General features: G+C 66.9%; 32 protein-coding genes. 2 read left to right on the plus strand and 30 right to left on the minus strand.

Going from position 1 to position 20,148, the window contains the following annotated elements; all coding sequences use genetic code 11:
• Window positions 1-47 precede the first annotated feature (47 nt).
• The 30 genes from rplQ to rpsJ form a co-directional block, all read right to left on the minus strand.
• A complete protein-coding gene (gene rplQ, locus ABD269_RS08220) occupies window positions 48-524 on the minus strand; it encodes a 50S ribosomal protein L17 (RefSeq protein WP_344117168.1) in 477 nt (158 codons plus the stop codon).
• A 145-nt stretch (window positions 525-669) separates the two neighbouring features.
• Complete coding sequence (locus ABD269_RS08225; protein WP_004946635.1) at window positions 670-1,692, minus strand: DNA-directed RNA polymerase subunit alpha; 1,023 nt, start codon at window positions 1,690-1,692, stop codon at window positions 670-672.
• 127 nt (window positions 1,693-1,819) lie between these two features.
• Window positions 1,820-2,224, minus strand: a complete 405-nt coding sequence (gene rpsK, locus ABD269_RS08230) for a 30S ribosomal protein S11 (RefSeq protein ID WP_003956432.1) — start codon at window positions 2,222-2,224, stop codon at window positions 1,820-1,822.
• A 68-nt stretch (window positions 2,225-2,292) separates the two neighbouring features.
• Window positions 2,293-2,673, minus strand: coding sequence for a 30S ribosomal protein S13 (rpsM, locus tag ABD269_RS08235; protein WP_030368393.1), 381 nt, complete (start codon window positions 2,671-2,673; stop codon window positions 2,293-2,295).
• Window positions 2,674-2,868: 195 nt separating this feature from the next.
• Window positions 2,869-2,982, minus strand: coding sequence for a 50S ribosomal protein L36 (rpmJ, locus tag ABD269_RS08240; protein WP_003956441.1), 114 nt, complete (start codon window positions 2,980-2,982; stop codon window positions 2,869-2,871).
• 60 nt (window positions 2,983-3,042) lie between these two features.
• On the minus strand, window positions 3,043-3,264 hold the full coding sequence (gene infA, locus ABD269_RS08245; RefSeq protein ID WP_003956442.1) for a translation initiation factor IF-1: 222 nt from the start codon (window positions 3,262-3,264) through the stop codon (window positions 3,043-3,045).
• Window positions 3,265-3,548: 284 nt separating this feature from the next.
• Entirely contained in the window at window positions 3,549-4,385 is an 837-nt protein-coding gene (gene map / locus ABD269_RS08250) for a type I methionyl aminopeptidase (RefSeq protein ID WP_344117169.1), read from the minus strand.
• Window positions 4,386-4,500: 115 nt separating this feature from the next.
• A complete protein-coding gene (locus ABD269_RS08255; RefSeq protein WP_301886646.1) occupies window positions 4,501-5,157 on the minus strand; it encodes an adenylate kinase in 657 nt (218 codons plus the stop codon).
• Complete coding sequence (gene secY, locus ABD269_RS08260; protein WP_301886645.1) at window positions 5,157-6,470, minus strand: preprotein translocase subunit SecY; 1,314 nt, start codon at window positions 6,468-6,470, stop codon at window positions 5,157-5,159. The genes ABD269_RS08255 and secY overlap by 1 nt, the downstream gene beginning before the upstream one ends.
• A gap of 213 nt (window positions 6,471-6,683) precedes the next feature.
• Window positions 6,684-7,139, minus strand: coding sequence for a 50S ribosomal protein L15 (gene rplO, locus ABD269_RS08265; protein WP_116212429.1), 456 nt, complete (start codon window positions 7,137-7,139; stop codon window positions 6,684-6,686).
• A gap of 1 nt (window position 7,140) precedes the next feature.
• Window positions 7,141-7,323, minus strand: coding sequence for a 50S ribosomal protein L30 (rpmD, locus tag ABD269_RS08270; protein ID WP_030368398.1), 183 nt, complete (start codon window positions 7,321-7,323; stop codon window positions 7,141-7,143).
• Window positions 7,323-7,925: a 30S ribosomal protein S5 gene (gene rpsE / locus ABD269_RS08275; protein ID WP_116212431.1), complete on the minus strand. Its 603-nt coding sequence runs from the start codon at window positions 7,923-7,925 to the stop codon at window positions 7,323-7,325. The genes rpmD and rpsE overlap by 1 nt, the downstream gene beginning before the upstream one ends.
• Window positions 7,926-7,971: 46 nt before the next feature.
• Window positions 7,972-8,355 (minus strand): 50S ribosomal protein L18, encoded by a 384-nt coding sequence (gene rplR / locus ABD269_RS08280; protein WP_116212433.1) that lies wholly within the window; start codon window positions 8,353-8,355, stop codon window positions 7,972-7,974.
• Window positions 8,356-8,358: 3 nt separating this feature from the next.
• Window positions 8,359-8,898, minus strand: coding sequence for a 50S ribosomal protein L6 (gene rplF, locus ABD269_RS08285; protein WP_301886643.1), 540 nt, complete (start codon window positions 8,896-8,898; stop codon window positions 8,359-8,361).
• A gap of 22 nt (window positions 8,899-8,920) precedes the next feature.
• The gene (gene rpsH, locus ABD269_RS08290) at window positions 8,921-9,319 is read right to left on the minus strand and encodes a 30S ribosomal protein S8 (protein ID WP_116212436.1); all 399 of its coding nucleotides are present in this window, start codon (window positions 9,317-9,319) and stop codon (window positions 8,921-8,923) included.
• 209 nt (window positions 9,320-9,528) lie between these two features.
• Window positions 9,529-9,714 (minus strand): type Z 30S ribosomal protein S14, encoded by a 186-nt coding sequence (locus ABD269_RS08295; protein WP_030368403.1) that lies wholly within the window; start codon window positions 9,712-9,714, stop codon window positions 9,529-9,531.
• Window positions 9,715-9,719: 5 nt separating this feature from the next.
• Window positions 9,720-10,280: a 50S ribosomal protein L5 gene (gene rplE / locus ABD269_RS08300; RefSeq protein WP_116212438.1), complete on the minus strand. Its 561-nt coding sequence runs from the start codon at window positions 10,278-10,280 to the stop codon at window positions 9,720-9,722.
• Complete coding sequence (gene rplX, locus ABD269_RS08305; RefSeq protein ID WP_116212440.1) at window positions 10,280-10,603, minus strand: 50S ribosomal protein L24; 324 nt, start codon at window positions 10,601-10,603, stop codon at window positions 10,280-10,282. The genes rplE and rplX overlap by 1 nt, the downstream gene beginning before the upstream one ends.
• A 3-nt stretch (window positions 10,604-10,606) precedes the next feature.
• Window positions 10,607-10,975 (minus strand): 50S ribosomal protein L14, encoded by a 369-nt coding sequence (gene rplN / locus ABD269_RS08310; RefSeq protein WP_030368406.1) that lies wholly within the window; start codon window positions 10,973-10,975, stop codon window positions 10,607-10,609.
• 134 nt (window positions 10,976-11,109) lie between these two features.
• Window positions 11,110-11,391, minus strand: coding sequence for a 30S ribosomal protein S17 (rpsQ, locus tag ABD269_RS08315; protein ID WP_030026328.1), 282 nt, complete (start codon window positions 11,389-11,391; stop codon window positions 11,110-11,112).
• The gene (rpmC, locus tag ABD269_RS08320; protein WP_116212442.1) at window positions 11,391-11,615 is read right to left on the minus strand and encodes a 50S ribosomal protein L29; all 225 of its coding nucleotides are present in this window, start codon (window positions 11,613-11,615) and stop codon (window positions 11,391-11,393) included. Before rpmC ends, rpsQ begins: the two co-directional genes overlap by 1 nt.
• On the minus strand, window positions 11,615-12,034 hold the full coding sequence (gene rplP / locus ABD269_RS08325) for a 50S ribosomal protein L16 (RefSeq protein WP_116212444.1): 420 nt from the start codon (window positions 12,032-12,034) through the stop codon (window positions 11,615-11,617). Before rplP ends, rpmC begins: the two co-directional genes overlap by 1 nt.
• A 5-nt stretch (window positions 12,035-12,039) precedes the next feature.
• Entirely contained in the window at window positions 12,040-12,870 is an 831-nt protein-coding gene (rpsC, locus tag ABD269_RS08330; protein WP_301886641.1) for a 30S ribosomal protein S3, read from the minus strand.
• A complete protein-coding gene (gene rplV / locus ABD269_RS08335) occupies window positions 12,870-13,217 on the minus strand; it encodes a 50S ribosomal protein L22 (RefSeq protein WP_004571827.1) in 348 nt (115 codons plus the stop codon). The genes rpsC and rplV overlap by 1 nt, the downstream gene beginning before the upstream one ends.
• A 41-nt stretch (window positions 13,218-13,258) precedes the next feature.
• Window positions 13,259-13,540, minus strand: a complete 282-nt coding sequence (rpsS, locus tag ABD269_RS08340; RefSeq protein WP_301886640.1) for a 30S ribosomal protein S19 — start codon at window positions 13,538-13,540, stop codon at window positions 13,259-13,261.
• A 12-nt stretch (window positions 13,541-13,552) separates the two neighbouring features.
• Window positions 13,553-14,389, minus strand: coding sequence for a 50S ribosomal protein L2 (gene rplB, locus ABD269_RS08345; RefSeq protein ID WP_301886639.1), 837 nt, complete (start codon window positions 14,387-14,389; stop codon window positions 13,553-13,555).
• Between the two features lie 39 nt (window positions 14,390-14,428).
• On the minus strand, window positions 14,429-14,761 hold the full coding sequence (rplW, locus tag ABD269_RS08350) for a 50S ribosomal protein L23 (protein ID WP_116212450.1): 333 nt from the start codon (window positions 14,759-14,761) through the stop codon (window positions 14,429-14,431).
• Window positions 14,761-15,411: a 50S ribosomal protein L4 gene (gene rplD, locus ABD269_RS08355; RefSeq protein WP_301886638.1), complete on the minus strand. Its 651-nt coding sequence runs from the start codon at window positions 15,409-15,411 to the stop codon at window positions 14,761-14,763. Before rplD ends, rplW begins: the two co-directional genes overlap by 1 nt.
• Window positions 15,412-15,418: 7 nt before the next feature.
• Entirely contained in the window at window positions 15,419-16,063 is a 645-nt protein-coding gene (gene rplC, locus ABD269_RS08360) for a 50S ribosomal protein L3 (protein ID WP_086567349.1), read from the minus strand.
• A 13-nt stretch (window positions 16,064-16,076) separates the two neighbouring features.
• A complete protein-coding gene (gene rpsJ, locus ABD269_RS08365) occupies window positions 16,077-16,385 on the minus strand; it encodes a 30S ribosomal protein S10 (RefSeq protein ID WP_003948644.1) in 309 nt (102 codons plus the stop codon).
• Window positions 16,386-16,996: 611 nt separating this feature from the next.
• Between rpsJ and ABD269_RS08370 the strand changes: the two genes are divergently transcribed.
• Together ABD269_RS08370 and ABD269_RS08375 are read left to right on the plus strand one after the other, a co-directional pair.
• Window positions 16,997-19,111, plus strand: a complete 2,115-nt coding sequence (locus tag ABD269_RS08370) for a PIG-L family deacetylase (protein ID WP_344117170.1) — start codon at window positions 16,997-16,999, stop codon at window positions 19,109-19,111.
• 124 nt (window positions 19,112-19,235) lie between these two features.
• Window positions 19,236-20,099, plus strand: a complete 864-nt coding sequence (locus tag ABD269_RS08375) for a metallophosphoesterase family protein (protein ID WP_344117171.1) — start codon at window positions 19,236-19,238, stop codon at window positions 20,097-20,099.
• Window positions 20,100-20,148: the final 49 nt, after the last annotated feature.

Here is a 20,148-nt window from a genome sequence, read left to right on the forward strand (position 1 = left end):
CCCCCTCGAAGAGGGAACGGACCCGTCCACTGCACGCATCAGATGCGTCAGGCGTCCTTGGACTCCTCGGCCGGAGCCTCGGCCGCAGCCTCGGCCGCAGCCTCGGACTCCTTGACCGCACGCTTGGTGGCGGCCTCGGCCTCGGCGACGGTCGCCTTCTTCGCGATCTCGCCCTCGACGAGCTCGATCACGGCCATCGGGGCGTTGTCGCCACGACGGTTGCCGATCTTCGTGATACGGGTGTAGCCACCCGGACGCTCGGCGAAGCGGGGAGCGATCTCGGTGAAGAGCACGTGCACGATGCCCTTGTCCGTGATCGTCTGAAGAACCTGGCGACGGTTGTGGATGTCGCCCTTCTTCGCCTTGGTGATCAGACGCTCGGCCACGGGGCGCAGGCGACGGGCCTTGGCCTCGGTGGTGGTGATGCGGCCGTGCTCGAAGAGCGACTTGGCGAGGTTCGCCAGCATCAGCTTCTCGTGCGCGGCACCGCCGCCCAGACGGGCACCCTTGGTGGGACGCGGCATGGTGTTTCTCCTAGGTGTCTGCCCTGGCCGTATCAGGTACCGGGGTCAGTATCCGAGCGGGCGGTTGCCCGTCGGAGACCCGCGCCCCCGAAGGGGCGCGGGGAACTGCGCGACCAGCCACAGCGGGCCGGCAGCCGAAGACCGCTCAGTACTGCTCGGTCTCCACGAAACCCGCGTCCGCGTCGTCGTCGGCGCCAAAAGCGTCGGCGGCGGCGGTCGGGTCGAATCCGGGCGGGCTGTCCTTGAGCGCCAGGCCCATGCCGGCCAGCTTCGCCTTGACCTCGTCGATCGACTTCGCACCGAAGTTGCGGATGTCGAGCAGGTCGGCCTCGGAGCGGGCGACGAGCTCACCCACGGAGTGGATGCCCTCGCGCTTGAGGCAGTTGTACGACCGAACGGTGAGCTCGAGCTCCTCGATCGGCAGCGCCAGGTCGGCGGCCAGGGCGGCGTCCGTCGGGGACGGGCCCATGTCGATGCCCTCGGCGTCGATGTTGAGCTCGCGGGCCAGACCGAACAGCTCGACCAGGGTCTTGCCGGCGGACGCCATGGCGTCACGCGGGCGCATGGCCTGCTTGGTCTCGACGTCGACGATCAGCTTGTCGAAGTCGGTGCGCTGCTCGACACGGGTCGCCTCGACCTTGTACGTGACCTTGAGCACCGGGGAGTAGATGGAGTCGACCGGGATACGGCCGATCTCCTGGCCCACCTGCTTGTTCTGCACGGCGGAGACGTAGCCGCGACCGCGCTCGACGGTCAGCTCCATCTCCAGCTTGCCCTTGGCGTTCAGCGTCGCCAGGACCAGGTCCGGGTTGTGGACCTCGACACCGGCCGGCGGGGCGATGTCCGCGGCGGTGACCAGGCCGGGGCCCTGCTTGCGCAGGTACATCACGACCGGCTCGTCGTGCTCCGAGGAGACGACCAGCTGCTTGATGTTCAGGATGAGGTCGGTGACGTCCTCCTTGACGCCCGGCACGGTGGTGAACTCGTGCAGGACACCGTCGATGCGGATGGACGTGACAGCCGCACCCGGGATCGAGGAGAGGAGCGTACGACGCAGGGAGTTACCGAGGGTGTAGCCGAAGCCCGGCTCCAGCGGCTCGATCACGAACCGGGAGCGGAACTCGTCGACGACCTCTTCGGTCAGCGAGGGGCGCTGAGCGATAAGCATGCGAAGCATCCTTCAGTCATGGACACCCACTATTTGATGTCCTGAGGTACTACAAGGGTACGGGCGGTACGGCTCCAAGGAGCCGTACCGCCCATGCCCTCAAGACAACCGCGCGAGCGGCGCTGCGTCAGACGCGGCGGCGCTTCGGCGGGCGGCAGCCGTTGTGCGGCGTGGGGGTGACGTCCTGGATCGAGCCGACCTCGAGGCCGGTCGCCTGGAGCGAACGGATGGCGGTCTCGCGACCGGAACCCGGGCCCTTGACGAAGACGTCAACCTTGCGCATGCCGTGCTCCTGCGCGCGACGGGCAGCCGACTCGGCGGCCATCTGCGCGGCGAACGGAGTGGACTTGCGGGAGCCCTTGAAGCCGACGTGGCCGGCGGAGGCCCAGGAGATCACGTTGCCGGACGGGTCTGTGATCGAAACGATGGTGTTGTTGAACGTGCTCTTGATGTGCGCGTGGCCGTGAGCGACGTTCTTCTTTTCCTTGCGACGCACCTTCTTGGCTGCGCCCTGACGTCCCTTGGGGGGCATGTCTTACTCCTGTGGAGTGGAGGTGATCGGTCCTACAGCGAAGACCGCTGGTGAGCGTCCGCTGAGGACTACTTCTTGCCCGGCTTCTTCTTGCCGGCGATCGCGCGACGCGGGCCCTTGCGGGTACGAGCGTTCGTGCTGGTGCGCTGACCGTGGACCGGCAGGCCACGACGGTGACGCAGACCCTGGTAGCAGCCGATCTCAACCTTGCGGCGGATGTCGGCCTGGATCTCGCGACGGAGGTCACCCTCGGTCTTGAGGTTGGCGTCCACGTACTCGCGGATCTTGACCAGGTCCTCTTCGGGAAGGTCACGAACGCGGGTGTTCGGGTTCACACCGGTCGCGGCGAGAGTCGCCTGCGACTGGGTGCGGCCGATACCGAAGACGTAGGTGAGTGCAACCTCCACGCGCTTGTCACGCGGGATGTCAACACCGGAAACGCGTGCCATTGACTGGCTCCAGTTGATTCTCGGGGGTCTTCCACAGTGCCGCTCTCGACCGCCGACCGCTCTTGATCAAGAGCGGTGGTACGTTCCGAGTCCCCGGCCCCCGCCGGAGGTGTCGCCAGCCGTGGCTGGACGGGCCCTGCGTATGTACGAATTGCTATGCGTCGCGCGAAGTAACTGCGAAGTGCAGGTTCTGCGTCAGCCCTGGCGCTGCTTGTGGCGCAGGTTGTCGCAGATGACCATGACCCGGCCGTGGCGGCGGATCACCTTGCACTTGTCGCAGATCTTCTTGACGCTCGGCTTGACCTTCATGGGATGTCAGGTTCTCCGGGTCAGTGCCGCCACCCCGCAAGAAGGGGGCGTCGACAAGATCTACTTGTAGCGGTAGACGATCCGGCCACGCGTCAGGTCGTAGGGAGAGAGCTCCACGACGACCCGGTCATCCGGGAGAATACGGATGTAGTGCATCCGCATCTTGCCGCTGATGTGCGCGAGGACCTTGTGACCGTTCTGGAGCTCCACCTTGAACATTGCGTTCGGCAGAGACTCGATCACGGTGCCCTCGATCTCGATGGCACCTTGCTTCTTGGCCACGCTTCGCCTTTCGAATCGGCTACCTTGATCAACTCTCGTGATCGAACATGCCGTACGAACGCAGGCATGCGGATACACGAGAGCCGACGCGTCAGTCTACGTCAGGGCAACCCGAAAGACTAATCCAGGGGTGACTGCCCAGCCGCAGAGATCCTTAAGCCAGCGGGGCCACTCCTCCCAACGCCGCCCTCGCGGGTTCGGCGCCAGGGGCGCCTCACAAGCTTCGGCCGGCTGCGCCGGACTCCGTCCGGCGAGTCGGCGGCCGAGCCCGGAAGGCCCAGAGCTCAGGCCAAAGGATCCGGGGCGGCCACGATGCCGTACTCCGCCAGCTTCGCCTTGCCGCCGTCCACCGCGGTCAGGACCAGCGGCCCCTGCTCCGTCACGGCCACCGAGTGCTCCCAGTGGGAGGACCAGGTCATGTCGTCCGTGAGGACCGTCCAGTCGTCCTCCAGGACGTGCGTACGCGCCGTGCCGAGGCTCACCATCGGCTCGATCGCGATGCAGAAGCCGGGGACGAGCTTGGGGCCCTTGCCGCGCTTGCGCGAGACGTAGTTCAGCAGGTGCGGGTCCATGTGCATCTCGGAGCCGATGCCGTGCCCGCCGTAGTCCTCGATGATCCCGTACTTCCCGGTGGCCGGGCGGGGCTGGCGGCGGATGTAGCCCTCGATGGCCTTGGAGATGTCCACCAGGCGGTTGCCGTTCTTCACGGCGGCGATGCCGGCCCACATCGACTCCTCGGTCACCCGGGAGAGCTCGATCAGCTCCGGAGCGTGACCGGTGCCCACGAAGGCCGTGAAGGCCGCGTCGCCGTGCCAGCCGTCGATGATCGCGCCCGCGTCGATGGAGATGATGTCGCCGTCCTTCAGGACGGTCCTGGTGTCCGGGATGCCGTGGACGACGACCTCGTTCACCGAGGTGCAGATCGTCGCGGGGAAGCCGCCGTAACCGAGGAAGTTCGACTTCGCGCCGTGCTCGGCGAGCACCTTGCGGGCCACCTCGTCCAGGTCCTTGGTCGTCGCACCCGGCACGGCCGCCTCCCGGGTGGCCGCGTGAATGGCGGCGACGACCAGCCCCGCCTCGCGCATCTTCGCGATCTGCTCGGGAGTCTTGATCTCCACCATGGGGGTGCTGCCTCTCTTGGTGCCGCGTACGGACGGTGCCGCAAACAAAATTTTCTCGGACAACACTACGGCCGCGATGCCCGGTGGGGCATCGCGGCCGTAGGAGGACCGTGTCTCAGGCGTTCGCGCGGTCCAGAGCGGCCATCGCGCGCTCCGTGACCTCGGCGACCGGACCGAGCGCCGAGATCGTGACCACCAGGCCCTGGGCCTTGTAGTAGTCGATGATCGGCTCGGTCTGCGTGTGGTAGACCTCGAGGCGGTCACGGACCGTGTCCTCGTGGTCGTCGTCGCGCTGGTACAGCTCGCCGCCGCAGGCGTCGCAGACGCCCTCGGTCTTCGGCGCGTTGTAGATCACGTGGAAGACGTGGCTGCTGTCCCGGCGGCAGATCCGGCGACCGGCGATCCGCTTGACGACCTCGTCCTCCGGGACCTCCAGGTCCAGGACGGCGTCGAGCCGGAGGTCGTCGGCCTTGAGGATCTCGTCCAGGGATTCGGCCTGGGCGAGGTTCCGCGGGAAGCCGTCCAGCAGGAAGCCGTTCGCGGCGTCCGGCTGCTCCATGCGGTCCTTGGCCATCCCGATGGTGACCTCGTCCGGCACGAGCTGGCCGGCACGCATGTACTCCTGTGCCTTCTGCCCGAGCGGCGTGCCCTGGCTGATGTTCGCCCGGAAGAGGTCACCCGTCGAGATGTGCGGGATCGCGAGATTCTTGGCGAGGTACGCGGCCTGCGTACCCTTGCCGGCGCCGGGCGGCCCGACGAGGACGATTCGCATCAGCGGAGGAACCCTTCGTAGTTGCGCTGCTGAAGCTGGCTCTCGATCTGCTTCACAGTCTCCAGACCGACACCCACGATGATCAGGATGCTGGTTCCCCCGAACGGGAAGTTCTGGTTTGCCTTGAGTGTGACCAGTGCCACGGTGGGCACCAGGGCGATCAGACCCAGGTAGAGAGAGCCGGGCCACGTGATGCGATTCAGCACGTAGCTCAGATACTCCGCGGTGGGACGACCGGCCCGGATGCCCGGAATGAACCCACCATACTTCTTCATGTTGTCGGCAACTTCTTCGGGGTTGAAGGAGATGGCGACGTAGAAGAAGGCGAAGAAAACGATCAGCAGGAAGTACGTGACCATGTAGATGGGGTGGTCACCCTTGACGAGGTTGGAGTTGACCCACGTCGCCCAGCCCGCCTTGGAGCCGGTGAACTGCACCAGCAGCGCCGGGATGTACAGCAGCGACGAGGCGAAGATGACCGGGATCACGCCCGCCTGGTTCACCTTGAGCGGGATGTAGGTCGAGGTGCCGCCGTAGGACCGGCGGCCGATCATGCGCTTCGCGTACTGCACGGGGATGCGGCGCTGGGCCTGCTCGACGAAGACGACGAGCGCGACCATCGCCAGGCCGCAGACGATGACGAGCCCGAACTCCAGCCAGCCGCCCATCAGCTTGCCCGCGAGCTTGATGCCCCACAGGCCGCTCGGGAAGCCCGCCGCGATGGACGTGAACATCAGGATCGACATGCCGTTGCCGATGCCGCGGTCGGTGATCAGCTCACCGAGCCACATGATCAGGCAGGTGCCCGCGGTCATGGTGATGACCATGGTGGCCGTGGCGAAGATCGACTTGTCCGGAACGATCTGGTTGCCGACCGCGCAGCCGCTGAACAGCGCACCGTTGCTCGCGGTGGCCACCAGGCCGGTGCCCTGGAGGATGGCGAGGGCGACGGTCAGATAACGCGTGTACTGCGTGATCTTCGCCTGCCCCGACTGACCCTCCTTCTTGAGGGCTTCCAGCCGTGGGATGACGACAGTGAGCAACTGCAGGATGATGCTCGCCGTGATGTAGGGCATGATCCCGAGCGCGAAGATCGTGACATGGAGCAGCGCGCCACCGCTGAACATGTTCACGAGGCCGAAGAGGCCCTGGCCGCTCTTGGCCTGGTCCATACACGTCTGGACGTTGGCATAACTGACGCCCGGCACCGGCACGTGCGCACCGAGCCTGAAGAGCACCATGATGCCCAGCGTGAACAGCAGCTTCTTGCGCAGGTCGGGCGTCTTGAACGCTCGGGCGAACGCGGTGAGCACGGTGCCTCCTGCGCCTCTCACGCAGCGACGTGAGAGGAGACGGTCTTGAGGATCGACGAATACATATCAGTCAAAATCCGCACGGGCCGCCATGCATGACAGTCCGCGCGGAGGTTAACAGTGCACGCCACCTTACCGGCGACCGTGCCCCCCTTGGAACGACCAACCGGGGATGCCCCTTTTGGGACATCCCCGGTTGTCAGTTCAACGAGCTCAGACGAGCTCGGTGACGCTGCCGCCGGCAGCGGCAATCTTCTCCTTGGCGGAGCCGGAGACGGCGTCAACCGTCACCTGCAGCGCCACGGAGATCTCGCCCTGGCCCAGGACCTTGACGAGCTGGTTCTTGCGAACCGCACCCTTGGCGACCAGATCGGCCACCGTGACCTCGCCACCCTGCGGGTAGAGCGCGGCCAGCTTGTCCAGGTTCACGACCTGGAACTCGGTGCGGAACGGGTTCTTGAAGCCCTTGAGCTTCGGGAGACGCATGTGGAGGGGCATCTGCCCACCCTCGAAGCGCTCCGGAACCTGGTAACGGGCCTTGGTGCCCTTGGTACCACGACCTGCGGTCTTACCCTTGGACGCCTCACCACGACCCACACGGGTCTTGGCGGTCTTGGCGCCCGGGGCGGGCCGGAGGTTGTGGACCTTCAGCGGGTTCTGCTCCGCCATGTCAGTCGACCTCCTCAACCGTCACGAGGTGGCGGACGGTCTGCACCATGCCGCGGATCTCGGGACGATCCTCCTTGACGACCACATCGTTCATGCGCTTGAGACCAAGCGAACGAAGGGTGTCGCGGTGGTTCTGCTTGCTACCGATGTAGGACTTGACCTGCGTGACCTTGAGGCGAGCCATTACGCACCCGCCCCTGCACGCGCCCGCAGCAGTGCGGCGGGGGCGACGTCCTCCAGCGGCAGGCCACGACGGGCCGCGATCTCCTCGGGGCGCTGAAGGCCCTGAAGCGCGGTCACCGTGGCGTGCACGATGTTGATCGGGTTCGAAGAACCGAGCGACTTCGACAGGATGTCGTGGACGCCGGCGCACTCGAGCACCGCACGCACCGGGCCACCGGCGATAACGCCGGTACCGGGGGAAGCAGGCTTGAGCAGGACGACGCCCGCCGCCTTCTCGCCCTGGATCGGGTGCGGGATGGTGCCCTGGATGCGGGGGACCTTGAAGAAGTTCTTCTTGGCCTCTTCCACGCCCTTGGCGATGGCCGCGGGAACTTCCTTGGCCTTGCCGTATCCGACACCTACGGTGCCGTCACCGTCGCCCACCACGACCAGCGCGGTGAAGCTGAAGCGGCGACCACCCTTGACAACCTTGGCGACGCGGTTGATCGCGACAACGCGCTCAACGTACGCGGTCTTCTCGGCGGCAGCGCCACCGTCGCGACCCTTCCGGTCCCGCCGCTCGCCGCCACCGGCACCGCTTCCGCGGCGCTGGGGTCCAGCCATTGGATTTACCTCTCTCTGTTACGTCCGCTAGCTCCGGAACCGGGGCTTAGAACTTCAGCCCGGCTTCGCGGGCGGCGTCAGCCAGAGCGGCAATGCGCCCGGCGTACCTGTTGCCACCACGGTCGAACACGACGGCCTCGACACCGGCAGCCTTCGCACGCTCGGCGACCAGGGCACCGACCTGCTTGGCCTGCGCGGACTTGTCGCCCTCGCCACCACGGATCGACGCGTCCAGGTTCGACGCCGACGCCAGGGTGTGACCCTTGATGTCGTCGATGACCTGAGCGGTGATGCCGCGGTTCGAGCGGGTCACGACGAGGCGCGGACGCTCCGCCGTACCCGACACGTTCTTGCGAATGCGGACATGGCGGCGAGCCTTGGCGGCACGCTTGTAAGCGTCGCCCTTGGCGATCTTCACACCGTATGCCATGGCTTACTTACCAGCCTTTCCGACCTTGCGGCGGATGACCTCGCCGGCGTACTTGACGCCCTTGGCCTTGTACGGGTCGGGCTTCCGCAGCTTGCGGATGTTCGCCGCGACCTCGCCGACCTTCTGCTTGTCGATGCCCTCGACGCTGAGCTTGGTCGGGGACTCCACCTTGAAGGTGATGCCCTCCGGGGCCTCGATCACAATCGGGTGGCTGTAGCCCAGGGCGAACTCCAGGTTGGAGCCCTTCGCCTGGACGCGGTAACCGACACCGCTGATCTCAAGAGCCTTGCTGTAGCCCGCGGTCACGCCGGTGATCATGTTCGCCACCAGCGTGCGGGACAGGCCGTGCAGGGCCTTGTTCTGACGCTCGTCGTTCGGGCGGGTGACGACAAGGGTGCCGTCCTCGGCCTTAGCGATCTCGATGGGCGCGGCAACGGCGTGCGTGAGGGAACCCTTGGGGCCCTTCACATGCACCGTGCGGCCATCGATGGTGACGTCCACACCAGCGGGAACCTGGATGGGCAGCCGTCCAATACGCGACATTGGCTATTCCTCCGTTCCCTGGTTACCAGACGTAGGCGAGGACTTCCCCACCCACGCCCTTCTTGCTGGCCTGCTGGCCGGTCAGGAGACCGTGGGACGTGGAGATGATCGCCACGCCCAGGCCGCCGAGGACCTTCGGCAGGTTGGTGGACTTTGCGTAGACCCGCAGGCCCGGCTTCGAAATACGCTTGATGCCGGCGATCGAGCGCTCGCGGTTCGGGCCGAACTTCAGCTCGAGGGTCAGGGACTTGCCGACCTCGGCGTCCTCGACCTTCCAGCCGGTGATGTAGCCCTCCTGCTGGAGGATCTCCGCGATGTGCGACTTGATCTTGCTGTGCGGCATCGACACGGTGTCGTGGTATGCCGAGTTAGCGTTTCGCAGACGGGTCAGCATGTCTGCGATCGGATCGGTCATGGTCATGTTTGGCCTTCGGCCTCTCTCGCCGTGGTTTCCTATCTGCGCCATCCCTCTCCCCGAGCAGAGTCGGGACGGGTGCGGCGCGGGGACCTACGGCGTAGTAAGACGGTCATGGGCGGCAGGCGCCCAACCCTTCCACTCTACGGGAGGGAAAGACGGGGCACCTGCCATCCTTGATGCTTACCGAGAGCCCTGGATTCCCAAGTAGGGAATTACCAGGAGCTCTTGGTCACGCCCGGCAGCTCGCCACGGTGAGCCATCTCACGAAGGCACACGCGGCACAGGCCGAACTTGCGGTAAACGGAGTGCGGGCGGCCGCAACGCTGGCAGCGGGTGTACGCGCGCACACCGAACTTCGGCTTGCGGGCAGCCTTGGCAATAAGAGACTTCTTCGCCATCTCGCTTACGCCTCCTTGAAGGGGAAGCCGAGGTGACGAAGGAGGGCGCGACCCTCGTCGTCGTTGGTCGCCGTGGTGACCACGGTGATGTCCATACCCCGGACGCGGTCGATCTTGTCCTGGTCGATCTCGTGGAACATGACCTGCTCCGTGAGACCGAAGGTGTAGTTGCCCCGACCGTCGAACTGCTTCGGGGACAGACCACGGAAGTCGCGGATGCGCGGCAGCGCGAGCGACAGCGTACGGTCCAGGAACTCCCACATGCGGTCACCGCGGAGGGTGACGTGGCAGCCGATCGGCTGCCCCTCGCGCAGCTTGAACTGCGCGATCGACTTGCGGGCCTTGGTCACGGCCGGCTTCTGGCCGGTGATCGTGGTGAGGTCGCGGATGGCGCCCTCGATCAGCTTGGAGTCGCGGGCGGCGTCGCCCACACCCATGTTGACCACGATCTTGGTCAGGCCGGGGATCATCATGACGTTCTCGTACGAGAACTCCTCACGGAGCTTCGGGGAGATCTCGTCACGGTAGCGCTGCTTGAGACGCGGCGCGTTGGTGGTGGCAGTCATCAGATGTCCTCACCGGTGCGCTTGGCAACGCGGATCTTGTTGCCCTCGTCGTCGAAGCGGTAACCGACACGAGTGACGACCTTCTTGCCGTCCTTCTCCACGATCAGCTGAACGTTGCTGACGTGGATCGGGGCCTCGGTCGTCACGATGCCGCCGGTCTTGGAACCACGAGCGGTCTGGCCGGCCTTGGTGTGCTTCTTGACCCGGTTGACACCCTCGACGAGGACGCGGTTCTCGCTGGGCATGGCCACGATGACCTTGCCCTGCTTGCCCTTGTCCTTACCGGTGATGACCTGGACCAGGTCGCCCTTCTTGATCTTCATCGGTTACAGCACCTCCGGCGCGAGCGAGACGATCTTCATGAACTTCTTCTCGCGCAGCTCTCGGCCCACGGGGCCGAAGATACGGGTGCCGCGGGGGTCACCGTCGTTCTTGAGAACGACAGCGGCGTTCTCGTCGAAACGGATGTACGAGCCATCCGGACGGCGGCGCTCCTTGACGGTGCGAACGATGACGGCCTTGATGACGTCACCCTTCTTCACGTTGCCACCGGGGATCGCGTCCTTGACGGTGGCGACGATGACGTCACCGATGCCCGCGTAGCGACGACCCGAGCCACCGAGAACACGGATGCAAAGGATCTCCTTGGCACCAGTGTTGTCGGCGACCCGAAGTCGCGACTCCTGCTGGATCACGTCTATCTCCTGATCGTCTGCCGGTTCCCGGCGGGGGCCTCAAGTGAATGAGGCCCCACGCCGAGCCTGGCGGAACTTATCCGAGGGGAAACCCCCTCAGACGGTAATTATTGGAATTCCCTTGCGGGAATTGCCTACTTGGCCTTCTCGAGGATCTCGACGATGCGCCAGCGCTTGCTCGCCGACAGCGGACGCGTCTCCATGATGAGGACGCGGTCGCCGACGCCGGCAGCGTTCTGCTCGTCGTGCGCCTTGAGCTTGTTCGTACGGCGGATGACCTTGCCGTACAGCGCGTGCTTGACGCGGTCCTCGACGGCGACGACGACGGTCTTGTCCATCTTGTCGCTGACGACGAGACCCTCACGGGTCTTGCGGAAGCCGCGCTCGTTCGTCTCAGTCACATTCTTCTCGCTCATCAGGCGCTCTCCACCGTCTCGATGCCCAGCTCGCGCTCGCGCATCAGGGTGTAGATCCGGGCGATGTCCTTACGGACGGACTTGAGCCGACCGTGGTTCTCGAGCTGCCCGGTCGCCGCCTGGAAGCGGAGGTTGAACAGCTCTTCCTTGGCCTCACGGAGCTTCGCGACGAGGTCCTCGCCGTTCAGCTCACGCAGCTCGGTCGCCTTGATACCAGCGGCCATCACGACTCACCTGCCTCGCGCCGAACAATGCGGCACTTCATCGGAAGCTTGTGGGCGGCGCGGGTGAGCGCCTCCTTGGCGACCTTTTCATTCGGGAAGGACAGCTCGAACATCACCCGACCGGGGTGGACGTTCGCGACCCACCACTCCGGAGAACCCTTACCGGAACCCATGCGGGTTTCGGCTGGCTTCTTCGTCAGCGGACGGTCGGGGTAGATGTTGATCCACACCTTGCCGCCACGCTTGATGTGACGCGTCATGGCGATACGAGCGGACTCGATCTGACGGTTCGTCACGTAGGCCGGGGTCAGGGCCTGGATGCCGTACTCACCGAAGGCGAGCTCAGTGCCACCCTTGGCCATACCGCGTCGCTTGGGGTGGTGCTGCTTGCGGTGCTTGACCCTGCGAGGGATCAGCATGTCGGTCAGGCCTCCGTTCCGGTGGACTCAGCCGGAGCAGCGGCAGCGGCCTCGGCCTTGGGGGCCTCGGCGCCGGCGCTCTGCTGCGGCTTGCGGCCGCGGCCGCCACGCTCGCCACCACGGCCACCGCGGGCCGGGCGGTCCTGGGCGCCACCGCGGGACGGGCGGTTGCCCGCACGCGCAGCGGCGTTCTCGGCGCGGACCTCGGCGATGTTCTTGACGTCGCCCTTGTAGATCCAGACCTTCACGCCGATACGGCCGAAGGTGGTCTTGGCCTCGAAGAAGCCGTAGTCGACGTTCGCGCGGAGCGTGTGCAGGGGCACACGGCCCTCGCGGTAGAACTCCGAGCGGGACATCTCGGCGCCGCCGAGACGGCCACCGCACTGGATCTTGATGCCCTTGGCGCCGGCCTTCATCGTCGACTGCATGCTCTTACGCATGGCGCGACGGAAGGAGACGCGGGAGGACAGCTGCTCGGCGACGGCCTGGGCCACCAGCTGAGCGTCCACCTCGGGGTTCTTGACCTCGAGGATGTTCAGCTGAACCTGCTTGCCGGTCAGCTTCTCCAGCTCGCCGCGGATGCGGTCGGCCTCGGCGCCGCGGCGACCGATGACGATGCCCGGGCGAGCGGTGTGGATGTCGACGCGGACGCGGTCGCGGGTGCGCTCGATCTCAACCTTCGAGATACCGGCGCGCTCCATGCCCTTCGTCATCATGCGACGAATGGCAACGTCTTCCTTGACGTAGTCCTTGTACAGCTTGTCGGCGTACCAACGGGACTTGAAGTCCGTGGTGATGCCGAGCCGGAACCCGTGCGGGTTAACCTTCTGGCCCATTACCGGGTTCCTTCCTTGCTGCTGACGACCACGGTGATGTGGCTGGTCCGCTTGCGGATCCGGTAGGCACGGCCCTGGGCGCGCGGACGGAACCGCTTCAGGGTCGGGCCCTCGTCGACGTACGCCTCGCTGATGACCAGCGAAGAGGCGTCGGTGTGGTCGTAGTTGTGTGCAGCGTTGGCGATGGCGCTGTCCAGCACCTTGCCAACCGGCACGCTCGCGGCCTGCGGGGCAAAACGCAGGACCGCCTGAGCCTCCGTGGCATCCATGCCACGGATGAGGTCCACCACGCGGCGGGCCTTCATGGGCGTGACGCGGATGTACCGCGCCTGGGCCCTGGCTTCCATGGTTGTCCCTTCGGTGTCAGTCATAGTCGTTCACACCCCGCCTAGCGGCGCTTCGACTTGCGGTCGTCCTTGACGTGGCCGCGGAAGGTGCGGGTCGGCGAGAACTCGCCGAGCTTGTGGCCGACCATCGACTCGGTGACGAACACCGGGACGTGCGTCTTGCCGTTGTGCACCGCGAGCGTGTGGCCGAGCATGGCCGGCACGATCATGGAGCGACGGGACCAGGTCTTGATGACGTTCTTGGTGCCGGCTTCGTTCTGGACATCCACCTTCTTGATGAGGTGGTCGTCGACGAAGGGCCCCTTCTTGAGACTACGCGGCATCTAAACCCGCTCCTAGCGCTTCTTGTTCGTCTTGCGGCGGCGGACGATGTACTTGTTGCTCGCCTTCTTGGGAGAACGAGTACGACCCTCCTTCTGACCCCACGGGGAGACCGGGTGGCGACCACCGGAGGTCTTACCCTCACCACCACCGTGCGGGTGGTCGACCGGGTTCATCGCCACACCACGCACGGTCGGGCGAACGCCCTTCCAGCGCATACGACCGGCCTTGCCCCAGTTGATGTTCGACTGCTCGGCGTTGCCGACCTCGCCGACGGTGGCGCGGCAGCGGACGTCGACCAGGCGGACCTCACCGGACGGCATGCGCAGGTGGGCGTACTGGCCCTCCTTCGCCAGCAGCTGCACGGAAGAACCGGCAGAGCGGGCGAACTTGGCGCCACCACCGGGGCGGAGCTCGATCGCGTGGATCGTCGTACCGACCGGGATGTTGCGCAGCGGCAGGTTGTTGCCCGGCTTGATGTCGGCGCCAGCGCCGTTCTCGATCCGGTCACCCTGCTGGAGCTTCGCGGGGGCGATGATGTAGCGCTTCTCGCCGTCTGCGTAGTGCAGCAGCGCGATGCGCGCGGTGCGGTTCGGGTCGTACTCGATGTGAGCGACCTTGGCCGGCACGCCGTCCTTGTCGTGACGACGGAAGTCGATCACGCGGTAGGCGCGCTTGTGGCCACCACCCTGGTGGCGAACGGTCACACGACCGGCGTTGTTACGGCCGCCCTTGCTGTGCAGCGGGCGGACCAGCGACTTCTCCGGCGTGGACCGCGTGATCTCGACAAAGTCGGCGACGCTGGAGCCACGACGGCCCGGGGTCGTCGGCTTGTACTTGCGGATACCCATTTCTCAGTCCTCGTCCGATTCCGGACGACTCGGACTCCGTTAGGAGACCGGGCCGCCGAAGATGTCGATTCGGTCGCCCTCGGCGAGGGTCACGATGGCGCGCTTGGTGTTGGCGCGCTTGCCGAAACCGGTCTTGGTGCGCTTGCGCTTACCCTGACGGTTGATCGTGTTGACCCCGGTGACCTTGACCGAGAAGACCGCCTCGACGGCCTGCTTGATCTGGGTCTTGTTCGCGCGCGGGTCGACGATGAACGTGTACTTGTTCTCGTCGAGAAGCGCGTAGCTCTTCTCCGAAACCACCGGCTTGACCAGGATGTCACGGGGGTCCGTGTAGGTCTTGCTGGTGACCACGGCGACAGTCGCCTCACTCATCAGGCGTCGCTCCCTTCGAGCTCGCCGGCCGTCTTCGCGGCCACGAAGGACTCGAAAGCGGCCTTGGTGAAGACCACGTCGTCCGAGACGAGCACGTCGTACGTGTTCAGCTGGCCCGGCTCCAGGATGTGGACCTGGGGCAGGTTGCGGGCGGACAGCCACGCGGCCTCGTCGGCACGGTCGACGACCAGGAGCAGGTTCTTGCGCTCCGAGATCTTGCCGAACAGCGTCTTGGCGGCCTTCGTGGAGACCTGGCCCTCGACCACGCCGGAGACGACGTGGATGCGGGAGTGGCGCGCCCGGTCGGTGAGGGCACCGCGCAGGGCGGCGGCCTTCATCTTCTTCGGGGTCCGCTGCGAGTAGTCACGCGGCACGGGACCGTGCACGACGCCACCACCGGCGAACTGCGGCGCGCGGGTCGAACCCTGACGGGCGCGACCGGTGCCCTTCTGGCGGTACGGCTTCTTGCCGCCGCCTCGGACCTCGCCGCGGGTCTTGGTCTTGTGCGTGCCCTGACGGGCAGCGGCCAGCTGCGCGACAACGACCTGGTGGATCAGCGGAATGCTGACCTTCGCGTCGAAGATCTCCGTGGGGAGCTCGACGGTCCCGGCCTTGTCGCCTGCCGGCGAAAGGATGTCAATGGTGCTCATCGTTACCTCAGGCCCCCTTGGCCGCGGTACGGACCAGGACGAGGCCGCCGTTCGGACCAGGAACCGCGCCCTTGATCAGGAGCAGGCCCTTCTCCGCGTCAACGGCGTGGACGGTCAGGTTCTGGGTGGTGACCCGCTCGTTGCCCATGCGGCCCGCCATGCGGAGGCCCTTGAACACGCGGCCCGGGGTGGCGCAGCCACCGATGGAACCGGGCGAGCGGTGCTTGCGCTGGGTGCCGTGACCGGCGCCGAGGCCCTTGAAGTTGTGACGCTTCATGACACCGGCGAAGCCCTTGCCCTTGCTCTTGCCGGTGACGTCAACCTTGACGCCCGACTCGAACACGGCAGCGGTGATCTCCTGGCCGAGCGTGTACTCGCTGGCGTCAGCGGTACGCAGCTCCACCAGGTGGCGGCGCGGGGTGACGTCGGCCTTGGCGAAGTGACCCTTGAGGGGCTTGTTCACCTTGCGCGGGTCGATCTCGCCGAAGGCGATCTGGACCGACTCGTAGCCGTCGCTGTCGTTGGTGCGGACCTGGGTGACGACGCAGGGCCCGGCCTTGACGACGGTCACCGGGACGACCCGGTTGTTCTCGTCCCAGACCTGGGTCATGCCGAGCTTCTCGCCCAGGACGCCCTTAATGTTCTTTGCCATCTCGCGCGTCACCTCAGAGCTTGATCTCGATGTCGACGCCCGCCGGCAGGTCGAGGCGCATGAGCGAGTCAACCGTCTTCGGCGTGGGGTCGAGGATGTCGATGAGGCGCTTGTGCGTGCGCATCTCGAAGTGCTCGCGCGAGTCCTTGTACTTGTGCGGCGACTTGATGACGCAGTACACGTTCTTCTCAGTGGGCAGCGGCACCGGGCCTGCGACCGACGCACCAGTGCGGGTCACCGTCTCGACGATCTTCTTCGCCGAGGAGTCGATGACCTCGTGGTCGTAGGCCTTGAGCCGGATGCGGATCTTCTGTCCCGCCATGGCTACTTCGTAGTCCTGTCTCTCGTAACGCTCTGGGACCCGGTGTGCTGCGCCTCTTGCGAGGCACCGTCCTTCTCCGACCCACGCGGTCGGGCGTGTCGCGCCCCCTCCGGGGAATTCCCCGAGAGGAAATCCCTGATGAAGGGGGTTGTGGGGGAAGGACACCCACCGAGCGCCTGGCCGGGGCCGCGCTGGCGCTTCCCGGAAGATTCCCGTACTTCCACCCCTGAAAAGGGGTGACGAGTACTGCGGGACTCGCTTCCAGTCCTCCCGGCGGGAGGCGCGCAAGCATCAGCTCACAACCGAGCAACCTGAACAGTGTGCCATACGCGCCCGAAGGGGCGCCAATCGCAGCCGAAGAAGGTACCCCGACCGGCTCAGTTGTCAAACCACCCCGCCGACATACGGGACACTATGGTCGCGTAGGCCCAGGCCGCCCACCAGAGGCCGTCCGGCCCGCACGCCGCGTCGGCCCCCCGGGGCTCCTGGCCTTACCCGCCTTTGCCGTGGTTTGCCGTGGTCTTGAGCAACCCGCGCGATCCCCACCACGTCCCCTAACACGCTGGGGCAGCCGGGGACTGCGTGCTGCACAACGAGACGGAGTCACTTAGTTGAACACCTCACAGCGCATGGTGATATCCCGCCGGACCGCGCTCGCGGCCCTGGCCGCCACCTCGGTGGCGGTGGCCGCGGGGTGCAGCGACGGCAGCGGGGGCGGCCACAAGCCCAAGGCCTCCCCCAGCCCGATAAGGGCCGTGGACCCCCATGCCACGCAGTCGTTCAACAGTGTGAAGAACCCGCTGCTGCTGCAGTTCATGGCGCACCCCGACGACGACCTGTTCTTCATGAACCCCGACGCCCTGCACATCGTGCAGTCCGGGGTGCCGGTCGTGTCGGTCTATGTGACGGCGGGCGAGGCCGTCGGCCAGAACTGGATCGAGGGCATGCCCAAGGGCAAGCCCGACAAGGCCGCCTACTCCTCGGCCCGCCACCAGGGCCTCCGCCAGGCGTACGCGGAGATGCTGGGGCTCGACAAGTTCACGGGCTGGAAGAAGTCCGTCCTGGACCTCGGCAACGGCGTCCAGGCGGAGACCAACGAGCTGGCCAACGGCAACCGCCGGGCCCAGCTGGTCTTCCTCAACATCGCCATGCTCTCCGCCCACGACATGCGCCTGCCGCTGCTGTGGGAGCGCCCGGACGGCGAGATGCAGAGCATGGTCGCCACGGGCTCACCGTGCACCACGGTCAGCAAGTACAGCCACGGCACGCTGGTGGACACGCTGGCCACGATCATGGACCGGTTCAAGCCGACCGTGATCCACACGATGGACCCGGACCCCGACTACCAGGTCCACGACGCCACGCACCCCAAGGACAACGACTACGGCGCCTGCTCCGACCACCGCGACCACACGCCGACCGCGCTCTTCACCTGGAAGGCGATGTCGCAGTGGGTGGCCGACGCCACCAAGCGCGACGGGCACCCGCCGCGCTTCGTGACCACGTCCTTCCGCGGCTACTACAACCAGCGCTGGCCGCACAACCTGCCGCCCGAGGTCGTGGAGCAGAAGCACCGCCTGGTCGAGGCGTACGGCGGCGACCCCAAGTGGGAGTGCGGCAACCCCGCCGGCTGCGGCGACTACGGCCAGGGCGGCGACCGCCCGATCAAGAACCGCAAGGGCTGGATCCGCTCCACCCACTACCGCTACGAGGGCGCCACGACGGCCCCCGACACTGACAAGTCGGGCCGTCTGGAGGCGTACGGCGTGCTCGGCACCCAGGCCGTGCGCTGGCAGGAGACCTCCGCCGGGAGCGGCCGCTGGGGCGAGCCGCAGAACCTCGGCGGCGGCCCCCTCGCCCCCGCCCTGGCCTCCGTCAAGGACACGGCCGGCCGCCGGCTGCTGTTCGCCCTGCGGTTCTCCGCGCTGGCGGGCCAGGGGCGCCCGGACACCCGCGAGATCGTGGTGCTGGAGCAGGGCTCCCCGGACGGCGCCTTCAAGGACTGGAAGCCGCTCGGCAACCCCGAGCACAAGGCCGACCGCGGCCGCCGCGTGGGCATGCCCGCGGCGATCGCCACCCCGGACGGGCGGGTGCACCTCTTCGTCCGCAACGCGGGCAAGGGCGTCTCCAGCCGGGTCCGCGAGGCCGACGGCAAGTGGGGCAAGTGGCAGAGCCTGCACGGCCAGGAGATCCAGGACGGCCTGACGGTGGCCCTGGACCAGGACAAGCGGGTGCACGTCTTCGGCACCGGCCGGGACACCGTGCACCACTGGAGCCAGGACGCCCCGGACAAGCCGGTCCGCGCGATGCCCCTCAAGGGCCTCCCGCAGCCCGGCGGGCTCCCCGGTGCCACCCTGGACCCCGACGGGCGCCTCGCGGTCGTCTACCGCACCCCTGAGGCCGTCCAGCCGACCGTCCACCGCTTCAAGCCCGGCTCCGAGGATGTCGCGAGCACCGAGCTCAAGGAGTTCGCGGGATACGGCCCGCTCGACGCCCACACGCTGCCCGCGCGCGGCGGCAACGACACCGTGATCGTCCTGGGCCGGGCCGTCGACGGGAAGCTCCAGGTGGTGGACGCCGCGTCCGGCGACGCCTCGCCCACGACCGCCCCCGACCAGGTCGCCGTGGGCACCGCCGCGGTGCTCACCGACGCGGGCCACCAGCTGTGCGTGGTCGCCATGGGGACGGACGCGAGCCCCTGGGTCTGGCGCCCGCAGAACAGCTGACGCACGCGTCAACGACCGCCCCCGGAATTCACCCTCCGGGGGCGGCGCCATTCCCCGGTACGAGCGATTTCCCGCCGTGACGTAGATCGTTGCCGTGCCCGGGCGCCCTTGCTACGTTGCTTCGATGCCGTCGACGATTCCCGGACCACCCAAGCCCGGCCGGCGGCTCCTCGCCGTCAGCGACCTGCACATCAGCATGGCCGACAACGTACCGATCATGGAGTCCCTGCGGCCCGTCACGGACGAGGACTGGCTCATCGTGGCCGGTGACGTCGCCGAGGAGATCGCGGACGTCGAGCGGGCCCTGAAGCTGCTCGCCTCCCGTTTCGCCAAGGTGATCTGGGCCCCGGGCAACCACGAGCTGTGGACTCCCCCGGCCGATCCCGTGCCGCTGCGCGGCCAGGAGCGCTACCAGCACCTCGTGGAGCTCTGCCGCGGCCTCGGCGTGGTGACGCCCGAGGACCCCTACCCGGTGTGGGAGGGCGAGGGCGGGCCCGTGGCGGTCGCCCCGCTGTTCACGCTCTACGACTACACCTTCCGCACCCCGACCGCGGCCACCAAGCGGGAGTCCCTGGAGCAGGCCCACGCGGTGGGCGTGGTGTGCACGGACGAGTACCTGCTGCACCCGGACCCCTACCCGGCCGCCGACGACTGGTGCCGCGCCCGGGTGGCGGCCACCGAGGCCCGCCTCGCCGCGCACGACCCGTCCGTACCCCTGGTCCTGATCAACCACTGGCCATTGGTGCGCGAGCCCACGGACGTCCTGACGTACCCCGAGTTCGCCCAGTGGTGCGGCACCGTGCTGACCCGCGACTGGCACCGGCGCTTCAACACCGCGGCCGTCGTCTACGGACACCTGCACATCCCCCGCACCACCTGGTACGACGGCGTGCGCTTCGAGGAGGTCTCGATCGGCTACCCGCGCGAGTGGCGCCGCCGCGGCCACCCCAAGGGCCTGCTGCGGCAGATCCTGCCGTACCAGCAGTAGGCGCCGGAAAAAGCGAAAGGGCCCGCACATCCGAAGATGTGCGGGCCCT

Source organism: Streptomyces blastmyceticus, assembly GCF_039521185.1.
In the GTDB taxonomy this organism is placed as follows: Bacteria; Actinomycetota; Actinomycetes; order Streptomycetales; family Streptomycetaceae; genus Streptomyces; species Streptomyces blastmyceticus.